This window comes from Paenibacillus sp. PK4536 (genome assembly GCF_028594455.2).
Lineage (GTDB): Bacteria > Bacillota > Bacilli > Paenibacillales > Paenibacillaceae > Saccharibacillus > Saccharibacillus nuruki.
Window position 1 is genome coordinate 2,549,893 of record NZ_CP126313.1, and the last position, 21,650, is coordinate 2,571,542.

21 protein-coding genes are annotated in these 21,650 nt (G+C 39.1%); 17 read left to right on the plus strand and 4 right to left on the minus strand.

Annotation, left to right across the window (positions count from 1 at the left end):
• Positions 1 to 4: 4 nt before the first annotated feature.
• The 7 genes from PO903_RS11405 to PO903_RS11435 all read left to right on the plus strand — a co-directional run bounded on the left by PO903_RS11405 (position 5) and on the right by PO903_RS11435 (position 7,732).
• Positions 5 to 889 carry a type II secretion system F family protein gene (locus PO903_RS11405; protein WP_069327282.1) on the plus strand — a complete coding sequence of 295 codons (885 nt, stop codon included), beginning with the start codon at positions 5 to 7 and terminating at the stop codon, positions 887 to 889.
• 12 nt (positions 890 to 901) lie between these two features.
• Positions 902 to 1,096 carry a Flp1 family type IVb pilin gene (locus PO903_RS11410; protein WP_273593468.1) on the plus strand — a complete coding sequence of 65 codons (195 nt, stop codon included), beginning with the start codon at positions 902 to 904 and terminating at the stop codon, positions 1,094 to 1,096.
• A 4-nt stretch (positions 1,097 to 1,100) separates the two neighbouring features.
• Positions 1,101 to 1,772, plus strand: coding sequence for a TadE/TadG family type IV pilus assembly protein (locus tag PO903_RS11415; protein ID WP_273593469.1), 672 nt, complete (start codon positions 1,101 to 1,103; stop codon positions 1,770 to 1,772).
• Positions 1,773 to 1,785: 13 nt separating this feature from the next.
• Entirely contained in the window at positions 1,786 to 4,074 is a 2,289-nt protein-coding gene (locus PO903_RS11420; protein WP_273593470.1) for a TadE/TadG family type IV pilus assembly protein, read from the plus strand.
• Entirely contained in the window at positions 4,043 to 5,197 is a 1,155-nt protein-coding gene (locus PO903_RS11425; RefSeq protein ID WP_083243429.1) for a TadE/TadG family type IV pilus assembly protein, read from the plus strand. Before PO903_RS11420 ends, PO903_RS11425 begins: the two co-directional genes overlap by 32 nt.
• A gap of 48 nt (positions 5,198 to 5,245) precedes the next feature.
• Positions 5,246 to 5,758 carry an A24 family peptidase gene (locus tag PO903_RS11430; RefSeq protein WP_069327164.1) on the plus strand — a complete coding sequence of 171 codons (513 nt, stop codon included), beginning with the start codon at positions 5,246 to 5,248 and terminating at the stop codon, positions 5,756 to 5,758.
• Positions 5,759 to 5,851: 93 nt separating this feature from the next.
• Positions 5,852 to 7,732 (plus strand): DUF6382 and FHA domain-containing protein, encoded by a 1,881-nt coding sequence (locus PO903_RS11435; RefSeq protein WP_273593471.1) that lies wholly within the window; start codon positions 5,852 to 5,854, stop codon positions 7,730 to 7,732.
• A gap of 220 nt (positions 7,733 to 7,952) precedes the next feature.
• Here the strand turns inward: PO903_RS11435 and PO903_RS11440 are convergent, their stop codons facing one another.
• Complete coding sequence (locus tag PO903_RS11440) at positions 7,953 to 8,855, minus strand: TIGR01777 family oxidoreductase (RefSeq protein ID WP_137222104.1); 903 nt, start codon at positions 8,853 to 8,855, stop codon at positions 7,953 to 7,955.
• Between the two features lie 369 nt (positions 8,856 to 9,224).
• Between PO903_RS11440 and PO903_RS11445 the strand changes: the two genes are divergently transcribed.
• Together PO903_RS11445 and purU are read left to right on the plus strand one after the other, a co-directional pair.
• On the plus strand, positions 9,225 to 10,346 hold the full coding sequence (locus PO903_RS11445) for a deoxyribonuclease IV (RefSeq protein WP_273593472.1): 1,122 nt from the start codon (positions 9,225 to 9,227) through the stop codon (positions 10,344 to 10,346).
• 148 nt (positions 10,347 to 10,494) lie between these two features.
• Positions 10,495 to 11,394, plus strand: a complete 900-nt coding sequence (purU, locus tag PO903_RS11450; RefSeq protein ID WP_273593473.1) for a formyltetrahydrofolate deformylase — start codon at positions 10,495 to 10,497, stop codon at positions 11,392 to 11,394.
• Positions 11,395 to 11,597: 203 nt separating this feature from the next.
• Here the strand turns inward: purU and PO903_RS11455 are convergent, their stop codons facing one another.
• Entirely contained in the window at positions 11,598 to 12,044 is a 447-nt protein-coding gene (locus tag PO903_RS11455) for a hypothetical protein (RefSeq protein WP_273593474.1), read from the minus strand.
• Here PO903_RS11455 and PO903_RS11460 point away from each other — a divergent pair.
• The 3 genes from PO903_RS11460 (at position 12,032) to ppnP (ending at position 15,136) form a co-directional block, all read left to right on the plus strand.
• Positions 12,032 to 12,364, plus strand: coding sequence for a hypothetical protein (locus PO903_RS11460; protein WP_273593475.1), 333 nt, complete (start codon positions 12,032 to 12,034; stop codon positions 12,362 to 12,364). The genes PO903_RS11455 and PO903_RS11460 overlap by 13 nt on opposite strands.
• 294 nt (positions 12,365 to 12,658) lie before the next feature.
• A complete protein-coding gene (tkt, locus tag PO903_RS11465) occupies positions 12,659 to 14,719 on the plus strand; it encodes a transketolase (RefSeq protein ID WP_069327170.1) in 2,061 nt (686 codons plus the stop codon).
• A 105-nt stretch (positions 14,720 to 14,824) separates the two neighbouring features.
• Complete coding sequence (gene ppnP, locus PO903_RS11470) at positions 14,825 to 15,136, plus strand: pyrimidine/purine nucleoside phosphorylase (protein WP_069327171.1); 312 nt, start codon at positions 14,825 to 14,827, stop codon at positions 15,134 to 15,136.
• A 167-nt stretch (positions 15,137 to 15,303) separates the two neighbouring features.
• On the opposite strand, the gene PO903_RS11475 is transcribed toward ppnP, so the two are convergent.
• Positions 15,304 to 16,200: an NAD(P)-dependent oxidoreductase gene (locus PO903_RS11475; RefSeq protein WP_069327172.1), complete on the minus strand. Its 897-nt coding sequence runs from the start codon at positions 16,198 to 16,200 to the stop codon at positions 15,304 to 15,306.
• A gap of 125 nt (positions 16,201 to 16,325) precedes the next feature.
• On the opposite strand from PO903_RS11475, the gene PO903_RS11480 reads away from it, so the two are divergent.
• From PO903_RS11480 to PO903_RS11490, 3 genes are all read left to right on the plus strand, one after another.
• Positions 16,326 to 17,681: a glucose-6-phosphate isomerase gene (locus PO903_RS11480; RefSeq protein WP_069327173.1), complete on the plus strand. Its 1,356-nt coding sequence runs from the start codon at positions 16,326 to 16,328 to the stop codon at positions 17,679 to 17,681.
• A gap of 193 nt (positions 17,682 to 17,874) precedes the next feature.
• Positions 17,875 to 18,516, plus strand: coding sequence for a YigZ family protein (locus PO903_RS11485; protein WP_069327174.1), 642 nt, complete (start codon positions 17,875 to 17,877; stop codon positions 18,514 to 18,516).
• A gap of 38 nt (positions 18,517 to 18,554) precedes the next feature.
• Positions 18,555 to 19,136 (plus strand): TetR/AcrR family transcriptional regulator, encoded by a 582-nt coding sequence (locus PO903_RS11490; protein ID WP_069327175.1) that lies wholly within the window; start codon positions 18,555 to 18,557, stop codon positions 19,134 to 19,136.
• 195 nt (positions 19,137 to 19,331) lie between these two features.
• On the opposite strand, the gene PO903_RS11495 is transcribed toward PO903_RS11490, so the two are convergent.
• Positions 19,332 to 19,733, minus strand: coding sequence for a secondary thiamine-phosphate synthase enzyme YjbQ (locus PO903_RS11495; RefSeq protein WP_069327176.1), 402 nt, complete (start codon positions 19,731 to 19,733; stop codon positions 19,332 to 19,334).
• A gap of 304 nt (positions 19,734 to 20,037) precedes the next feature.
• Here PO903_RS11495 and cysT point away from each other — a divergent pair, with 304 nt between their 5' ends.
• Together cysT and PO903_RS11505 are read left to right on the plus strand one after the other, a co-directional pair.
• On the plus strand, positions 20,038 to 20,853 hold the full coding sequence (cysT, locus tag PO903_RS11500; protein WP_069327177.1) for a sulfate ABC transporter permease subunit CysT: 816 nt from the start codon (positions 20,038 to 20,040) through the stop codon (positions 20,851 to 20,853).
• The gene (locus PO903_RS11505) at positions 20,853 to 21,650 is read left to right on the plus strand and encodes a sulfate ABC transporter permease subunit (protein ID WP_069327178.1); all 798 of its coding nucleotides are present in this window, start codon (positions 20,853 to 20,855) and stop codon (positions 21,648 to 21,650) included. The genes cysT and PO903_RS11505 overlap by 1 nt, the downstream gene beginning before the upstream one ends.

Genomic DNA, 21,650 nt, shown 5'->3' on the forward strand with positions numbered 1-21,650 from the left:
TAAACTGCTTTTGATATGGTTAGAAGGGTTATTGGCAGCAGCATTAGTGATTGGATGGGTCGTACTGAATCAAAGTGCCAGTACGTTACATAAAGAACTTGCCAAGCTACCATTTGAAGTGATTAAGCTAAGACCTCTTTTACCAGCTATGTTAGTATTGCTCGAAAAAATTCGTTTTGTATCACGATTTTCAGGGGTGTTTTACCGGATTCAAAGCTCGATCCAAAAAGGATTTGGTGTACATCGTAGTGGTGAGATGACACTGCTGTATATTGCAGAAATGGCAGGGTATATCTGGTTACTGCTGACAGGTGGATTGGTAATGGCGGCGATCTCTGGTGGTAGTATGACATGGTTAGTCATGGGGATCGCTTTGGCAATATTGCTTCCTGTTGGACTGTTCCGCGATCTACAAAAGAAAGTACATGAGCGTGAACAAGATATTTTGCTAGAACTACCTGAATTTCTGAATAAAATCGTACTGCTTGTAGGTGCCGGCGAAACTGTTCAAAAAGCGATTGTACGTTGTGTACAGCGTAAGCAAGGTGAAGCAGAAAATCATCCATTGTACAAAGAACTCTTTCGAATGGTACGTGAAATGGAAAATGGGTATTCGTTTCAGCAAGGATTAGAGTCGTTTAGTAAACGTTGTGGAGTACAAGAAGTTTCGGTATTTACAACAACGGTAATGCTTAACTTCCGTCGTGGCGGTGGAGAATTTGGACTGGCTTTACGTGATCTTTCACGGACATTGTGGGATAAACGCAAAGCAGTCAGTCGTGTAAGAGGAGAACAAGCTTCTTCTAAAATGGTATTTCCGATGGTGTTAATTTTTGTAGTAGTTATGGTTCTTGTCGGCACGCCAGCATTTATGATGATGAATATGTAGGAGGAAAATATAATGACAAATTTAATTAAAGGTTCATGGGGCGCAGTTCAAAACTTCTGGAGTAATGAGGAAGGTATTGGAACATTGGAAATGGTACTCATTGTAGCTGTTATTTTGATTATTGCTTTAGCATTTAAAGGGAAAATCACAGAAATTGTTAATGGATTACTTGATAGTGTGCAAACTAAAAGTGAAGGATTTAAGTAAGAAAGTGAATATCAAACGTTTTTGGAAAAATACTAAAGGGAGCTTCACACTTGAAGCTTCCATCGTTTTTCCTATCATTCTGTTCACCACGTTGCTGATTCTGTTTATGTGTATGTACCAATATCAAAATACGATGCTTAAACAGGCTGCATCCAAAACATCAGAACGTGCAGCGTACACTTGGGATAACAGTCACAAAGATATCAATACAGGTGCTTTTCCACAGGGACAAGATGATGGTCTGTACTGGAGAATCGCTGATGATAATATGATTAGTGGATTATTTGGATGGGCAGGTGCGGCAAATACAGCGAATGTTGCTATTCCAGGTGGAAGTGGTGGGTCATTACCCGCCAACAAATTAGCCGCTGCTGCTTCATGGATACCTGGAAAAATGAGTGGTAATACAACCTATAACAACCATTTGATGATGAGAAATGTGAATACAACGTTGAGTGAACCTATTTCTTTGGGCGCATTAGAACGTGAATTAGGTCATCCATTGAGAAGTGAAGTGAGTGCAAGTTCAGTTGTTGTTGAACCTGTAGAATTTATCCGTACGATCGAATTGATGCGTTATTATGGAGCGAAATTTACAGGGAAATATGGTGCGGCTATGAATATGGGACGTGCTGGAACCGTACTGCAATGGTTTTCTACAGCAGCAGGTAGTTAAAGCAGGAGTGTGAATGATTTTGAGAAAAGCACGTAAACTACAATTAAGATACCAAGTAACTTATTGGAAAAAAGCATTACTACGTAAAGTAGCAGATACACAAGGTGTGGTTTCTATTTTTATGATCGTTGTACTGGCAGGTGTTTTTTTATTTACAGCTGTTTTTATCGATTACTCACGCATTGCAGCGATGGAAGTACAATCCGAGCGTCTTGCTCATGCGGCTGTTCGTTCAGCTATGTCTGCTTTTGATACTGATTTACAACAACAATATGGATTATTTGCTACAGGCGAATCTGATCCTACGCAACTATTAGATACAGCGTTAAATGAGAATTTTAATTATACCGAGAGTAGCGATAGCTTTAAATTAATTCCAATGAGAGCAGATACAACATCTGTTCAACTAAGCCGTCCTTTAGGAAGTTACGATGTGTTTAACCATCAGATTCAAGAAGAAATGAAATATAAAGCACCTATAGATTTTACGATAGAAATTGTAGATAAATTTAAAGGAATGTCTGGTGTACTTAAAGAAGCCAGCCAAACAGTAAATGTTTTGGAAGATGTACGTGAACCGTATGATAAGCGTGAACAAGAAATAGATAAATTAATAGCGTTACAGAAAAAAACAGCCGCAGAAGTTGAAGAATTAACTGCTAAAATTATGCATCCTGTGAAAAGTTCAATTGCTAACAAAAATGTAGGTTCGATTTCGTCTGTAGCTGATATTGCAGCTCAGTTTAATAATTACACAGCGTTGATTGCAGAAGATAAGAAACGTAAGAAAAAAGATAAAAGTCCGATCAACACAGCCAAAATTTCTGCGTATAAAAGTAAGTCTAAAACGTTTTTGTCTAATTTATCGAGAGATTACAAAGATCTAATTATTACTCATGACAATATGTATAAAGAAGCTAACGAAATTATGGTTGAAATTAAAAAATATAATCAAGAAATTGCTCGTATTATCGAAGAAGCCAAAACTCGTACACAAAATGAAGCATATGAACGAGTAAGAAATACAAATATCCCTGGCGGATCGAATGCTGGAGATGCAGAATCAGAAGCGAAATTAGCAGAACTTCGCAAAAATCTAGAACAACTTGTATTATCGGATGACCTTTTAGGCAAAATGGAAAGTTCAATCAAAACACAAAAAGATGATTACACGACAGCACAGTATGCTATTGGTAACTTAATTACAGAAGCTACAGCTCAACTTACTAAAACAACGGGCGATGCCAATTCTTTAAAAAGCAGTACCATTCGTACCGCTAAGCTTTTACAAAAATATATAGATAACTATACAGGTAAAGCTCCTAACGGAATTATGGGTGTAATCGAACATGATCTCAAAGCAGCCAGATCAGGAACAGAAACTAAAGCAGCTTCAGAAGCAAAAGCCAAAGAAGAACTAAAAAAAGCTAAAAAAATGTTAGCTCAAATCGTAGGTGCAGCCGCAGCCGCAAGGTTATTAGCTAAAGAGTTCGATGAAGTAGATGGATATTATAAAGAAAGTATAGCTTTTAACGGTGCAGATGGTGGAGCGATTTCGGATTCCAAAATGGATAAAGACCCTTACAAAGAAAGCAAAAAAGCGATGGGTGCGATGGACGTTGTATTTGGTGGACTTTCTGATGCACTGATTACAGGTAGAAATGAATTTTTTCAAAATGAATATGCGATCCAATATTTCAATACGTTCGATATCATTCAGCTTCAAGGATTAGGTGATTCTTTAGCAGAAGGTTCTATAAAAGATGCAATCGAACAAGCTGGAGTACGTAATCAGCAGATTGAATATATTATCTACGGTATCAATGATCCTTCTGCCAATATTGCCGCAGCCTATAGCGAAATTTTTGGGATGAGACTTGCCATTCGTACTGCTGAAGGACTTGTCAAAAATGCAAATCTAGGACATCCACTAGCTGTTCTTGCAGCAGGGGTAGCTTACGGTGTAGAGATGGCAATCAAAGATATGATCGAACTACTTAATACTGGCAAAACCAAATTATCTGCTTATTTCCCTATCGAATTCGAGTATCGAGATTATATGCGCTTATTTTTGTTACAACCTAACAATGAGAAAAAGATGTCTCGTATGTTGGCATTGATCCGCTTTTTGACAGATATCAATCCAGCAGAACGAAATACGTATGCTTCAGCTCATATACGAACAGCAATGCCTATTTGGTTTTTACCAGGTGTTATCAAAATGGTAAATTCAACCAGTGTGAATAGTTCTATAGAACAGGGTGTGTATTATGCGGATAAACAAGCAGATTACTCCTATTAAACCAAGCAACACGATCCAGCCTATTGGTGTATTCAATACCACATCTCGCTTTGTAGCTACTTATTCTTCAGCGAATCTACACGATCCAGCTCATCATTCTTCATCAAATGCTTCTAATATCTATGAATTTAAAAACTATACTCCACGTCGACGTACAAAATGTAGATTTTTTAAAGATGGTGAGCGTGGAAGTATAGTTTTAGAAGCCGCTATGGTGTTACCGATCTTTTTGTTTATTTCTATTTTTTTGGTGTATTTAGTGCAGATGACATTAGTGTATACAGCTATGCAAAATGTAACTTCGGATACAGCAAGGTATGTAGCTACACATATGTATCCTGTTCAATTAGCAGCAGATAACCTTGTAGCCAAAGAGTTATTGCCTGCTGAATCGATGCGACTACCCAAATTAACATTTACAGAGCTGGCATCCAAATACCAAGATTCTGTACCCGCTCCCCTCAATACGTGGATGATGGAAGCGGCAAGTAGTGGAGATATCAAATTACAAGATATGAAAAATCAATTATCTGCACCTGCGCTTGATTCTATGATCAAACCATTAATGCAGAAGCTATCAGCAGAAAATAAATTAGATTATGAGCGCATTCATGTGACTCAAGTGACTGTACCTGATCTGACTGCCAAAACGCATCCGTATTTTGGAATCGAAATTCGGTATGAGCTACCGTTTAAAATTCCTTTAATTTTCAAACCGATAGTGTTGCAAGCAAGAGCAACAGAACGATTATGGATAGGAGACACTGGAGAGTTTGGTGAAGATGCGGCAGAAGCAGCGAAAGAAACAACAGGCGTATCGGTTGTCTCTGTGCCTTCACCTGCTTATCCAGAATCGAATATTTCGATTGTCGCTCAAGCTCCTCCAGGTACAACTGTTAGTCTCAATATTCAATACAAAAGTGGGAATAGTACTGCGCAAGGACTCGGCCAAGCGACAGTAGATGCAGAAGGTCATGTAAATTGGACATGGAAAATTCCTTCCAATGCTACACCGGGTTGGGCAAATTATACGATCACTACAGCAGATGGCAAAGAAGTGAGAGGTGTATTTCAAGTCGCAGAGTACGATGGCCGACCTGTTATTGGTAGCGCAGCTTCATAAGCAATAGATAACATTTATTTGGATCATAAAAGGGGATACAGAATAGCAATGGAAACGATATTTATCGGCGGTGGAGTTTTTATATTATGGGCATTTTGGACAGATATTAAGGCACGCAAAATTCCTAATATACTGAATATTTTATTTATGATCAGTGGATTACTATATCATGCGGTGATATCTGGTTGGGATGGTCTTGCTTTTGCTGGTAAAGGGTTTCTATTGGGATTCGGTATTATGCTGATCCTTCATTGGATGAAGGCAGTAGGAGCAGGTGATGTGAAATTGTTTGGTGGGATTGGGATATGGTTCGGTATGGGAATGACTGCTCAGGTTATGATGTACTCTATTATTTTCGCAGGGGTTATTGGTCTGTTGATTATGTTATGGAGACGCGAAACGATAATGCGTATGCGTAGAGTATTTTGGAAGCTTATTGGTTCTGTTTTATGGAAGCAATCTATTCGATCGACCGAAACGGAACATCAACAATTTTTAACATTCCCTTTTATGACCGCAGTATTACCAGGAGTCGTGTTTTGTTATCTTTTTATAACTTAGGATGATATGGGATTACGGTTCAGTTGAAGTTCGTACTTATAAAAGATTTGGGCATAAATATCAGCTACAGAAAGTAAGGAGGCATATATTATCATGCAACAATTGATACAGGATTTTGTACAAGATGGCAAAACATATATGATTGTAGGTCGTGAACAAGGTTTTCAAAATAGTGATCTGAGTAAAGCGCAAACAGGTATGATGTTAGCTTCTCGTATTCGTGGAGTTCTACAACTTCATTTGCAAGAAGTCGATCTACAAGCAGTGCTCCGGTATGATATCACAGGTAAGCGAATGCTTAAGCATTGTATGCAAGGTGAAATGATGGGAATTGCTGAGTATCTAGGTTTGCTACTACAAGTAGTTTCTACACTGGAAGAAAGCAGCCAGCATATGTTGTCGATGACTAATTATGTACTGGATGAAGAATATATTTTTGTAGAAGGTTCACTACAGGCAGGAACATTGCATTTTACATATATTCCGGTGATGGAGACATTAAATGAAGATCCTGTACAAATGACTTTAAGCAAATTAGCATCACGTTGGATGACTTCTGTAGCTGAACTGAGCGGTAATCAGATTCAGCGGATTTTGCGTTATTGTCATGCAGAAGATTTTACAATCAAAGGCATCAAGATGTTGTTGCTTGAGTTACTTGGTAATCCACAACAAATGTTAGATCTTACAACACATCCTACTCAGCCACCTGCTTCAAAATGGATCGATCCTGCAGAGTTGCGGAATAATCACGTTCCACCATTTTCAAATGCTACATCATCGCAAGAATCGTTATCTTCTAACGTGAGATATCAACAAGAAGTGAATATTCCAGCTCAATCTGCAACGAATCCTATTTTACAACATATGCAAAATAAGAAAAAAAGAACAAATTCATCCGATTTAGCTACACCTCCTTTGCCAAGCAATCAGCATCAAAAATCAACAAAACTATCTAAAGATAAAAGTTCTGCTACACCAAGTCCATCGATGCCAACACAATCGGTACCTGATCAAGAAGCGCAACCAATGCCTTCAGCGCATCGAACCTATTTGCTAGCAGGAGGAGCTTTAGTAACAGCGATGATCTGGAAATTTGGATACCTTTCGCACAGTAATGACTTTATGTTGTATGGCTGTACAGCTTTGACTATAGCGATTGCTTTAGTGATCTATATGATCTTAAAAGGTAAATCACCGCTTAAAAATGGGCTTCAAATGCCTTCTTTTATTCGTAATAAAAAGTCGGAAGAGGAAGAAGGAAGTGAAAATTGGCGATGGCAAGCAGATCCTATTTTAGCAGGAGGGGGTCGAGCACTAGCTTCAGCAACCGTCTCTTCCACACCTACACCTGATCCGATGCGTTGGCGGGATGAAAATATTGCTGCTATTTTTGGTTCTGATTCGCCAGAGCCATCACCTATTCGTCATCAACATTCGATGGTGAATGGATATGAACAACAATCAGCTGTTTATTCTAATACTGGTTCACCTGTAGAATTTGGTCGTTCATCACAAGCTTCCTCGATGCCTAATGATCATGAAGACACTTATTCACAACATTCGTCTCATCATAGTACAGAAATGCTTTCACCACATATGGCTACTGTTCTGTTAGGGCAGGATGCTTCTTCGGATCAAGAATACGGTCATTCTAAAGTGCAAGCATTTACAGGATATCTAGAACGCAGAGAAAATGGAACAATGCAGATGGAACCTGTACGTTTGACTCGGGGAAGCTTTATTATCGGTCGAGCAGCAGAAGGTGTTCACTATTTGGAAAAGTCGACTGGAACTTCTCGCAACCATGTTGAATTAGAAATTAATGATCAGCAGATTACGATCAAAGATTTGAGTTCGCGTAATGGAACGATGTTAAAAGGAGAACCTATTGTACCTTATAAAGAATACCCTTTACATGAAGGAGATTCTTTTACTATTGCGCAGGCCGTATATACATTGCGATTAAGTTAAGATTATTGTTAACTGTATACACCCACATTATGAATAAAAATGATGATAGACAAACAGTAATACAATATAGCAAAAAGGCGATTTCTTTAGTACGTATTAAAAGAAATCGCCTTTTATTCTTTTTTAAGTATATACAAGTAACCATTATCAACAGTTATTGTTATCGACTTATAATGATAACGTTCATCATTAGATAATAAGGTCTACATGATAACGCTGATTATTGTGTTTTTTCGATATGGTCTAAAGCGCCTAGAATTTCAGGAAATAGAAAAGTAAATCCATGATCCAAAGCTTTTTTCGGAATGACACGTTGTCCATCCAATAAAATATCTGACATTTCGCCTAATGTAGGTTTGAGGGCGATACTTGGAACATGGAACCAGTGCGGACGATGAGTCACTTTAGCAATCGTTTTTCCAAGATCCGCATAGCGTACAGGATTAGGTGAAGAAGCATTGACTGGGCCTTCAATAGCTTTGTTTTTAACACAAAAGTCGATTAATCTCACCATATCATCAATATGAATCCAAGAATTCCACTGTTTACCTGAACCTAGTTTACCGCCAGCCATTAATATATAAGGTAATCGCATCAATGGATAAGCACCTTTATGTTTGTCGAGTACAATACTCACTCTAAGTTTAATCAGGCGTACACCTTTAATACTGTCAGCTACGGCTTCCCATTGTTCAGCAAGGCTAGAAGGGAAGTTCATCGTTCTTTTTGGGCTGCGTTCATCAAATGTTTCCGTATCTGAAGTACCATAAATCGCCATTGCACTGGCTTGAACAACCACTTCAGGCTTTTTCTTCAATGCTTCTATCGCTTTGGAAACGATATTAACGGTTCTCATGCGCGATTCTACCAATTCAAGTTTGGTTTTGGTAGTCCATCGTTGATTCAATGTTTCTCCGGAAAGATTAACGATAACATCTACACCTTCTAATTGCGTAGGGTTTTGTTCCATATCATTCCACGTAATATATTCTACAGCTGGATTTGATTTGGACGCATCTGGAAGTTTACGAGTCACTACTGTAATATCGTGATTTTCTTGTAACCAAAATGGAACGAGATGACTACCTACTAGACCTGTACCTCCACAAACAACGATATTCATATAAATCCTCCTAATTTAAGCTAAAGTGAGTTCACTATGTCTGATAAACGATGTATATCTTAAAGTCAGTCTATATCCACAAAGAATCTATGTGCTTCAAAACCTATATCGATCTTACTGAATATATTAAAAAAATTTAGAAATGTATAAGAGTACATTAATCTATTTGCGCCGATGTTAAGCAGTTATCATTCTTCTATATTTTAATTACCCATTATGAAGTCAGATGATCTGAGATAACCATTTGAATATAAGCTAGCAAACGATGAATTTACGATGAAAGGCACAGCTATTTCTAGATTTATTTTGCTATTCACGTTAAAATAGGTGAGATTCGCGAATAGCGGAACACTAAGGAGGAAATACACTATGTTAAAGATCGGTTCTCATGTATCACTTTCCAGTAAAGGGTTACTTAGTGCAGCGAATGAGGCAGATACATATGGCTCAAGCTCATTTATGATATATACCGGAGCGCCACAAAATACGCGCCGTAAACCTATAGATACGTTATTTATTGAAGAAGGCAAAGAAAAAATGCAAACGATGGGTGTTGAAGAAATCGTTGTGCATGCCCCTTACATTATTAATCTAGGTTCGTACAAAGAAAATATTTATGAATTGGCTGTTGATTTTCTACAAGAAGAAATTCGCCGTACGCATCAAATTGGTGTACGTAATATCGTGCTTCATCCAGGTGCTTTTACAGATATGGATGCTGAATTTGGTATCAAACGTATTGCAGAAGGTCTTGAAAAAGTATTAGCTGGCGTATCTGAAACAGATGTGAATATTGCGCTAGAAACGATGGCTGGTAAAGGCACTGAAGTAGGGCGTAGCTTTGAAGAAATTGCACAGATTATAGATATGGTACCTCATAATGAACGATTAACGATTTGTTTTGATACGTGTCATACACATGATGCTGGTTACGATCTGATCAATGACTTTGATGGAGTGCTGGAGAAATTTGACCGTCTGATTGGATTGGATCGTTTAACAGTTATGCATATCAATGATAGTAAAAACCCAACAGGCGCAGGTAAAGATCGCCATACAACACTTGGATCTGGTTGGATCGGTTATGAAGCGCTTAGCCGGATTGTTCATCATGATCAGTTGAAAGGTCGTCCTTTTATACTGGAAACGCCTTGGATCGGTAAAGATGCTAAAACACAGCGTCCGATGTATGAAGCAGAGATTGCTTTGCTACGTGGTGATGTGACAGGTCGATTTGGTACAGGATTCTTAGAAGATGTAGAAAAATTGCATCATTTCTTTGAAGGGCAGAATATTCAAGCACGTCCATATATTTTGGAAACATGGGAGATGCTAAAAGGTGATGCCAAAGCTCGTAAAGCGGATCCTCGTGAACCGATGGAACGATTGTACGATATGGTAATTGCAGAAGGTCTATTTACAGAATTAAGTGAAGAAGCATTAAATCATCGGTTGACTGCTTATTTCGCAGGAAAAAGTATCCTTTCATAAAATCGAATGTCTACATGATGCTATCAAAAATGATATAAATCTTTATGATATTGAATGAATATTAATAAATTTGAATAAATATATTTACTTTCTTAGCATCATGACATAGATTGTAATATAAGATATTTGAAGGGGGAACGAAGATTCAATGGAAGTACATGTAAAACAAAATCAAACAGCAAGAGAAGAACAACAGGAAAATCGCGCACGGATGCTGATTTCTTGTCCAGATGGCCCCGGAATTGTTGCAACAGTATCACGCTTTTTATTTGAACATGGAGCGAATATTGTTCAATCTGATCAATATACGATGGATCCAGCCGGTGGTATGTTCTTTATGCGTGTCGAATTTGATCTACCTGAACTAAGTAAAAACTTACCTGCACTTGAACGTGATTTTCAAGCAGTAGGAGATCAGTTCAAAATGGAATGGACTATTAATCAGGTGAGTCGCAAAAAAAGACTAGCGATTTTTGTATCTAAAGAAGATCATTGTCTGGTGGAATTGTTGTGGCACTGGCAAGCAGGAGATTTAGATGCAGATATTGCTATGGTGATCAGTAATCACAATGATATGCGTAGCTATGTGGAATCATTCGGTATTCCGTTCCATCATATTCCTGTGACAGCTGATACTAAAAAAGAAGCTGAACAAAAGCAACTAGAAGTGATCGGCTCCGATATTGATCTGATTGTACTGGCTCGTTATATGCAGATCATTTCACCGTTGTTTATTGAACACTTCCGTAATCGTATTATCAATATTCATCACTCTTTCTTGCCTGCATTTGTAGGGGGTAAGCCGTATGCACAAGCGTATGATCGTGGTGTCAAAATTATCGGCGCAACCGCTCATTATGTAACAGAAGAATTAGATGGTGGACCGATTATTGAACAAGACGTTCAACGTGTAAGTCATAGCGATAATGTGAATGAACTGAAGCGTATTGGTCGAACGATTGAACGTGTGGTTCTAGCACGAGCAGTAGAGTGGCACACAGAAGATCGCGTACTGGTACATCAGAACAAAACAGTCGTTTTTAATTAATTTTTCTTTCAAGTCAGTAGCTTTTGTTCAATGTTAATCGTACAGGGCAAGCTATACTATAAATATACAAAAAGCACGAATGATCTTTTGCGGTCAGCTGGCAGAAGATCATTCGTGCTTTTTTTGTTGGTACGTTAATGTTCTGTTAATACAGATAACGTATGCTAAAGAGAACGCAGATACCGAATATTATTTTTGAGCATTTATTTTCGCATCAATAATACTTTTGCTAATAGACTTAAAGATAATCCATACAACAAATGTCCGATTAACCAGTAACCATAAGCTGTCATATCAGTGATCGCTGGAACTCGATCTGACATCAATGTTAACGGAATAAATAAAAGAGAAGACGCAATACCGATCAATATGCCATACCTCCATGGATGTGGAGAAAAACGAATCCATATACTATAGATCCATGCAATAATCACCGAAACCACAAGATGTAAAGCAAATTCAATCAGTTCAGGTAAGCGATCTGGTAAAAAAGGAACAAAATCAATATTCAATAAAAGTGTATAGACTAATGAACCTGTTGCATACTGAATCCATTTCAAAAACAAACCTAAAATAATTCCACTGAGTAAACCAACCAACAAAATAGGTAGCCATTTCAGTCTTTGTGTACGATTACGTGTTATTCTCAAACCTTCATCTCCCAGCGCTTGGCAATATAAGCGCGACCTATTTTAATAAAAAAGTGATTTTTGCAAAGCAAAATATCTTACATCCAGCGCTTGGCAATATAAGCGCGACCTATTTTAATAAAAAAGTGATTTTTGCAAAGCAAAATATCTTACATCCAGCGCTTGGCAATATAAGCGCGACCTATTTTAATAAAAAAGTGATTTTTGCAAAGCAAAATATCTTACATCCAGCGCTTGGCAATATAAGCGCGACCTATTTTAATAAAAAAGTGATTTTTGCAAAGCAAAATATCTTACATTTAGCACTCAGCAGTACATGATCCCAATAAAAAACCTCCATCACCACATACAAAAAGCTGTAACAAAAAGTGATTTTCCCAAAACAAAATGACGAACTTCCTTTTCGTTATAGCCAGTTTGGGTATAAATAAGGATGAAGTTAAATAACGTTCTGGCAAACTTCTCAAACAAGTGTTACAATGGTTGAAGGCTAATAAGTCAAATTGAAAGACTCAAGAGGATTTATTTCATTTGCAACTTTGCTAAGATCTGATATTCAGATGAAATAGAATCTCAAGCACCTCGCTTTACCAAGAAGAATGAGGAGGATTAACATGACTGACAAGAAACAAGAGCAAGAACAAAGTATAAGTAAAGCAGAGAACTCCAACGTGGATAATCTGGCAATTTCAACAATCCGTACGCTTTCTATCGATGCAATCGAAAAAGCGAATTCCGGACATCCTGGTATGCCAATGGGTTCTGCACCAATGGGTTACCAATTATTTGCAAAAACAATGACACATAACCCGGCTAATCCAACTTGGATCAACCGTGACCGTTTTGTACTTTCTGCTGGACATGGCTCTATGCTATTGTACAGCTTGCTACACCTTTCCGGCTATGGCTTGGAAATGGATGAAATCAAACAGTTCCGTCAATGGGGCAGTAAAACTCCAGGTCACCCTGAGTTTGGTCATACTGTTGGTGTTGATGCTACAACTGGACCTCTAGGTCAAGGTGTAGGTATGGCTGTAGGTATGGCTATTGCTGAAGCTCACTTGGCAGCAACGTATAACCAAGGTAACTTCAATGTTGTCGATCATTTCACATATGCAATCTGTGGTGATGGCGATATGATGGAAGGCGTTTCTAGTGAAGCTGCTTCTATGGCGGGTCATATGAAACTAGGTAAATTGATCATGATGTACGATTCCAATGATATTACATTGGATGGTAAAGCAGGTCTTTCTTTCTCTGAGAATGTAGAAGACCGTTTTAAAGCTTATGGATGGCAAGTGATTCGTGTAGAAGACGGTAACGATCTTCCTGCACTTGCAGCTGCTTTGGAAGAAGCAAAAGCGGATCTTTCTCGTCCAACATTGATCGAAGTGAAAACAGTGATCGGTTACGGTAGCCCGAACAAACAAGGTATCGGCGGCCACGGCGGTACTCACGGTTCTCCACTAGGTTCTGCTGAAGCTAAATTAACTAAGGCTGCTTATGAGTGGACTTATGAAGAAGATTTCTATGTACCAGACGAAGTTCGTGAACATTTCGCTAAAGTAAAAGAGCGTGGTGTAGAAGCGAACAATGCATGGAACGAGAAATTTGCTGAATACAAAAAAGCTAACCCTGAACTAGCTGCTCAATTCGAAACAGTAATTGCTGGCGAATTAAGCGAAGGATGGGACAAAGAACTTCCTCATTACACTACAGAAGACAAAGCAGTTTCAACTCGTGTAGCTTCTGGTAATGCGTTGAATGGTCTAATCAATGGTGTTCCTCAATTAGCAGGCGGTTCTGCTGACCTTGAGAGTTCAACAATGACTCACTTGAACGGTTTGGATAGTTTTACTCCTGAAAGTTATGCGGGTCGTAACATTTATTACGGAGTACGTGAATTCGGTATGGCTGCGGCAATGAACGGTATTGCTCTTCATACAGGCGTTAAAATCTTCGGTGGTACATTCTTCGTATTTACAGATTACTTGCGTCCAGCTGTACGTTTGGCTGCTCTTATGGGCTTGCCTGTAACGTATGTGTTGACTCATGATAGTATTGCTGTTGGTGAAGATGGTCCTACACACGAACCGATCGAACAATTGGCTTCTCTACGCATCATTCCAGGTTTGACAGTGATTCGTCCAGCTGATGGTAACGAAACGTCTGCTGCTTGGGCTCATGCTATGGAAAACCAAAAAGGTCCTATCGCGCTTGTATTGACTCGTCAAAACTTGCCGATCTTGCCAGGTACTGTAGAACATTCTCGTCAAAACATCAAAAAAGGTGCTTATGTGGTATCTGATGCTAAAGCGGGACAACCAGTAGCACAATTGATTGCAACAGGTTCTGAAGTACAATTAGCTGTTCGTGCTCAAGAAGCATTAGCATCTGAAGGTATCGAAGTGCGTGTTATCAGTATGCCAAGCTGGGAATTGTTCGAACAACAAGACCAAGCTTACAAAGATTCTGTGTTGTTACCAGATGTTAAACCACGTCTTGCAATCGAAATGGCTCAAACATTCGGTTGGGAACGTTACACTGGCGACAAAGGTGGAATTATCGGAATTACAACTTTCGGTGCTTCTGCTCCAGGAGATCGCGTAATGGCTGAGTACGGCTTTACAGTTGAGAACGTTGTTCAACATGTTAAAGGTCTATTGTCTAAATAATTAAAAGTACTGTTAAAGGTGCAGAAGTTGGCAAAGCGCCATTTCTGCACCTTTTTATAACTAATTTCGGTATTTCAAATGATGAGCAGGGGAGCGGTCTGATTCATGACGCAATTAGAACAGGTAACTGTAGTAAAAGAAGCTAATATTTATTACGAGGGTAAAGTAACTAGCCGTGCAGTCATTTTGCCAGATGGTAGCAAAATTACATTAGGCATTATGTTGCCAGGTTCTTATGAATTTGGAACAGATCAACATGAGACGATGGAAATTCTATCGGGAGAACTTCGTGTCCTGTTACCAGATACAGAAGAATGGTTAGATATTAAGGGACAGGCAACATTTGAAGTTCCTGCCAATACTCGCTTCAAACTTGAGATTGCTGTAGTTACAGATTACTGCTGTTCTTATGCTTAATTAACATCAATAGCATCGAAAGTAGCTATCAAAAAAGGCAAGCTCATCAGTATCAATCATACTGAGAACTTACCCTTTTCATGTGTACTATAGACTCATCTATCACCTGTGCGATACATCATGCGGAAGATCAAGAATTAAAGTTATACTGTACTAAGAATATAGGATTACAGCTCTTTGCCATTGATCGTTTGACCGATCCATTCTTCATAGCATTTAGCGATAACCGAAAGATCGTCATCACCATATCCTTTGGTCTGACCGATCTGGAACATACTTTTTGCCAGATTTAGCATAGGCGAAGGTACACCATTATTATCGTTAAGCACAGAGGCAAGCTTAAGGTCTTTGAGCATCAATGCCAATGAAAATTGATTGGTATAATCACCATCGATAATTTTTTGACCTTTGAGTTCAGCGGTACGACTACCTGCTGCGCCCATACGTACCAGCTCATAAAAAGCAGATGGATCAATGCCACCTTTTGCGGCTACAGCAAAAGCTTCAGCAAGGGCAACAGTATGAATACCTACGATGGTATTATGAGCTAATTTGGCAGTAGCACCGCTACCGTTAGCACCCATCGGGATCACTTTGCGACCCAATGTCTCAAATACATCTTGATGTGCATCAATAACGTGCGTGTCACCGCCAACCATAAACACAAGGGTACCATCAATAGCCGCAGGCTCACTACCTGTGACAGGGGCATCTAGAAATTGACCGCCTTTATCTGTAATCGAAGTGGCTAATTGTTTGACAAGTGATGGAGAAATGGTACTGCAATCCATAACCGTTAATCCGTGTTGAACAGCTTGTAAAATGCCATCTTCGCCTTCGTATACATCAACAATCGAAGCATCATCGCTAATGATCGTAATGACCATATCTTGACCTGTAGCTGCTTCACGCGGCGTATGTACTTGATGGGCTCCTTGCTGAACTAGAGATTCTGCTTTGGATGCTGTACGATTGTATACAGTTAATGTGTAACCTGCTTTGAGCAAGTTAGCTGCCATAGGTAGACCCATCGTGCCAAGGCCAATAAATCCGATTTTTTTCATAGCTTGATTTCCTCCATATCCTGAGTGGGTTAGAACATCTATACTTATCCATTTAGTGTAGCATGTTCAATAGCGAATTGGGTATGGGACCGTATCATAATTTATTTTGGGAGGGTAACAATATTATGGCTAAAACAGTTAAATTTGATTACAGTAACGCTCTTTCTTTTGTCGCTCAACACGAAGTGGATTATTTTGCAGAGCCGATTCGTTTGGCTCACGAACAATTGCATAACGGCACAGGCGCAGGTTCTGATTTCTTAGGATGGATTGACTTGCCTACAGCTTACGATAAAGAAGAATTTGCTCGCATCCAAAAAGCAGCAGCAAAAATTCAAAGCGATTCTGAAGTACTAATCGTTATCGGTATCGGTGGTTCTTATCTAGGTGCTCGTGCAGCGATCGAAATGTTAACTCATTCGTTCTATAACACACTACCTAAAGACAAACGTAAAACGCCTGAAATTTATTTTGCAGGGAACAATATCAGTTCTACGTATGTAAACCAATTGCTAGAAAATATTGAAGGTAAAGATTTCTCTGTCAATGTAATCTCCAAATCAGGTACAACTACAGAGCCAGCGATCGCTTTCCGTATTTTCCGTGCAGAACTAGAGAAAAAATATGGTAAAGAAGAAGCGAAAAAACGCATTTATGCAACAACTGACCGTGCAAAAGGCGCTTTGAAAACATTGGCTGATGCAGAAGGTTACGAAACATTCGTGATTCCTGATGATGTAGGTGGACGTTATTCTGTATTGACTCCAGTAGGATTGTTACCAATCGCTACAGCAGGTATCAATATTGAAGAAATGATGCAAGGTGCAGCAGATGCAGCGAAAGAATACAGTAATCCTAATGTTGCTGAAAACGAAAGCTACCAGTATGCAGCCGTGCGTAACGCATTGTACCGTAAAGGTAAAGCTATCGAAATTTTGGTAAACTATGAGCCTTCATTGCACTTTGTATCTGAATGGTGGAAACAACTATTCGGCGAAAGTGAAGGTAAAGACTTTAAGGGTATCTTCCCAGCAGCTGTAGATTTCTCAACAGACTTGCACTCTATGGGTCAATTTATCCAAGATGGTAGCCGTAACATTTTCGAAACGGTTGTACAAGTTGAAAATGTAGCTAGCCACATTACAATCGAATCTGATCCAGATGACTTGGATGGCTTGAACTTCTTAACAGGTAAAACACTTGATTTCGTCAACAAAAAAGCATTCCAAGGTACACTACTTGCACACACAGATGGTCAAGTACCTAACTTGATCGTGAATATCGAAGATCAAACACCATATTCTTTCGGATACCTTGTCTACTTCTTTGAAAAAGCTTGCGGTATCAGCGGTTACTTGTCAGGTGTGAATCCATTTGACCAAGAAGGCGTAGAAGCTTACAAAAAGAATATGTTTGCATTGCTAGGTAAACCAGGATTTGAAAAACAAAAAGCAGAACTTGAAGCAAGACTTTCCGAATAAGTCACTTTAAGTTAAAATAGAATAAATCAATACGAGAAAGCAGTTCTTTGACAGTAATGTCAGGGGGCTGCTTTCTTGATACTTAAATATAGTGTATTATATCTTTGGAAACACATGAACTATTCTGTCTGGTACATACCTATTAAATCAAAGCAGAATAGGGCAGTGTCTTATCAATAAAGTGGGGATTAAAATGGACAAACCTGAACGTTATCGCACAGTCAAGCAAGAAGGTGTCAAAGAGATTGTTATTAAAAAATCTCGTTTTTTAGGGCATGTTATGCCTGTACAGACAGAAGAAGAAGCCATCGCTTTTATAGAACGCATTAAAAAGCAACACTGGAATGCTACTCATAATTGTTCGGCATATCTGATCGGTTCACGAGGAGAGATACAGCGGCAATCGGATGATGGAGAACCTAGCGGTACAGCAGGAAAACCTATTTTGGAGGTGATCAAGAATCAGCAACTTCAAGATGTAGCGATTGTGGTTACCCGTTATTTTGGGGGAATTATGTTAGGCGCAGGAGGGTTGATTCGGGCTTATACCGATGGCGCTGTAGCGGCTATTGAAGCAGGTGAAGCAATTACTCGTATACTTCATCAAGAAGTTGCAGTAGAATTGGATTACACCTGGCTCGGCAAAGTCGAAAACGAATTGCGTAATCGCGGTATTCGCACAGCCGAAACGGATTTTACCGATAAGGTGATTGTGAATTGTTTGCCTGTAGCAAGCGAAGCCGAAGCATTCAAAGCATGGATTACAGATGTCACGCAAGGACAGTCTGTGATCACTGAAGGTGAACAGCGTTACTTTATCGAAGCTGCATTTTGAATCAGACTATGCAAAATGCTTGAAGGAGAATCGTAATCATGGCACGAAGAGCGGTAGAACAAGAATTATCCAGAGAAAGAATTCTCGAAGCTGCCAGACATCTGTTCGTCACCAAAGGATATCGGGCAATTTCAATGCGGAGTATTGGTCAACATTTGGGGTATAGCCATGGTTCGTTATATTATCACTTTAAAGAAAAAGCAGAGCTGTTTTATGCGATCGTAATGGAGGACTTTGATCATTTATGCTTTTTGTTTCGAGAAGTTAAAGATCAGCCTGAACACGGGGAATGGTCCAAAGTAGAGTTGTTGCTTATCGAGTTTATTCGCTTTGGCTTAGACAATGCGCATCAGTATGAGATTATGTTTATGACTCGTGATGAAGAATTACTAAGTTATTGCCGGGCAGAACAAGCACGATGTTTTGATTTATTTGCGTCAATCATTCGTCAATCAATGACCGCATCAGATCATACGAGGGAAGAAATGAATACTATTCCGCTGAGTTTATTTTTATCGATTCATGGCTTTATCTCGTATTATATTCAAGATCGTGTAGGCTACGATGATATTAAGCCTGCTGTAGTTGCCCATGTCAAGACACTATGTCGTGTACTGTGAAGGGACAATGAAATGATTGCGTATATGGATCAAGATAAGGTGAGCTATTCAGATCAAGCTCAAAAGTATCTGCATACTTTAAGGCTTTCCCTTGTCAAAACGGTAAACTCCTATAGTAAAATCGTAAAAGTTGTATATGATTTAAAAAGGCGATGTATCCACGAACGCATACGATGGATACATCGCCTTTTTAAGTTAACCTGCTATAATTTTGACCATATATTCACGTTTACGTGGGCCATCAAATTCACAGAAGTAAATCCCTTGCCAGCGTCCAAGTAACATACGACCTTCTTGGATAATAATCGTTTGGGAAGGGCCGGTAGTGATCGATTTGAGATGAGAAGCAGTATTGCCTTCCATATGACGGTATTTGGGATGTTCCCACGGGTACACTTCATCGAGTCGCATAATTACATCATGCTTTACATCGGGATCGGCATTTTCATTGATAGCTATTCCTGCTGTGGTATGCGGGCAATAGACGACAACAATGCCTTCTTTGACTCCGCTTTGGGAAATTAAAGAAGAGACGTCACGCGTAATATCTCTCATTTCATCACGTTTACTGGTTGAGATCGGTAAGGTATATAGCATCCATTATTCCTTCTTTCTATGCTTTTTTTCAAATTGGGTATTCAACGATTGTTATTTTACATATATAGACAAAATATCACAAAAATATATTTGAAATTAGAGTACCACTTAAACAACCGTCTACTTCTCTATTACCCGTTTTCAACAGAATGCTTATCATATCAGTAGATTGAGGACTATTAATCATTTTGACAAAAAGTACTCTTTCAATTGACGGTAGGTATGACAATTTGCTAAAGTATTGCTAAGATTTAAAGCCGAGTATACTAATAGGAAAAAAAGGTTAAAGCAAAGGAGTCATATCGTGAATCGTACATTGCTGCGTCATAAAGGATGGACTTGGGGATTTCGCTCGACCGTATTATTGTATTTTCTACTATTGATTGTACTACCGATTGCAGGCGTGTATGTGAACTCATTTTCAGAAGGTTGGGCAGCATTCGTACAGAATATCAGTGATCCTATTGCTTGGAAAGCTGTGCTATTGACATTAAAGTTAGCCTTAATTGCTACAGTGATTAATGTGTTGATCGGTACAATGTCTGCCTGGGTATTAGTACGTTATGATTTTGCCGGGAAATCTTTGTTGAACAGTATTGTTGATTTGCCATTTGCTTTGCCAACAGCTGTAGGTGGACTGATGATTCTGGTGTTGTTAGGGCCTAACAGTTGGATGGGCAAATTAGCAGATACTTTAGGATTTCAGTTCGTTTTTCACCAACCGGCGATTATTATAGCGATGGTGTTTGTAACCTTTCCATTTGTAATTCGAGCAATACAGCCACTACTGGAAGAAATGGATCATTCTGCGGAAGAAGCATCGTATACGTTAGGAGCTTCTAAAAGAGATACTTTTTTTCGCGTGATATTGCCATCCATGTCTCCAGGCATTATTAGTGGAGCGATGCTAGCTTTCTCTAGAGCATTGGCTGAATTTGGAGCTGTTGTACTGGTGGCAGGTAATATTCCCGGACGTACATTGACAGCTTCTGTGTATATTTTTGGTGAAGTAGAAAGTGATAACGAAGCTGGAGCAGCTGCTATCTCTGTTATTTTATTGACATTATCGTTTCTTATCCTTTGGCTGATTAATGCAGTACAGACAAGGAGAACACGCTAATGAGAAAATATTGGATTCCACTCACATGGATTGTATTTAGCATATTGATCTTGATTCCATTAGCTGTACTTGCGACAGGAGCTTTTGATAAAGGGACAAGCGGTTTTATTGCTGCACTGAGTCGCCCTGAAGCCAGACATGCATTGATGATGACTGGATTGATTGTATTAGTTGTAACGATTTTAAATGGTCTATTCGGAATCATGATGGGGATCTATCTGGTACGCGGGACATGGCTAAGCCGTAGAGTCAGACAATTATTCAATAGTATTGTCGATTTACCGTATGCTGTTTCACCTGTTATTGGAGGATTAATGATTGTATTGCTGTTAGGGCCAGATACCGTTATCGGTACATTTTTTGAACAGATTGGATTTAAAGTAGTCTATGCCTTTCCCGGTATGGTAATTGCAACACTATTTGTGACCTTTCCATTGATGGTACGTGAAGTGATGCCTGTACTACAAGAACTGGGAAATGATCAAGAAGAAGCGGCTTCTACACTTGGAGCGTATAGTTGGACAACGTTTTGGAAAGTCACATGGCCTTCGATCCGCTGGGCTGTGATTTACGGTACGATTTTGACAGTTGCACGCTCTCTAGGTGAATTTGGAGCGGTATTGGTAGTGTCAGGCAATATCATTAACAAAACACAAACAGCCACGACGTTGGTGTATCAAGATATGGAGAACTTTAATGTAACAGCTGCAAATGGGGTTGCACTGGTGTTGGCTATATTCTCGGTAGGGTTATTATTGTTAATGGAACGCGCCAAAAAGAGAAAGGGAGTGCACTGA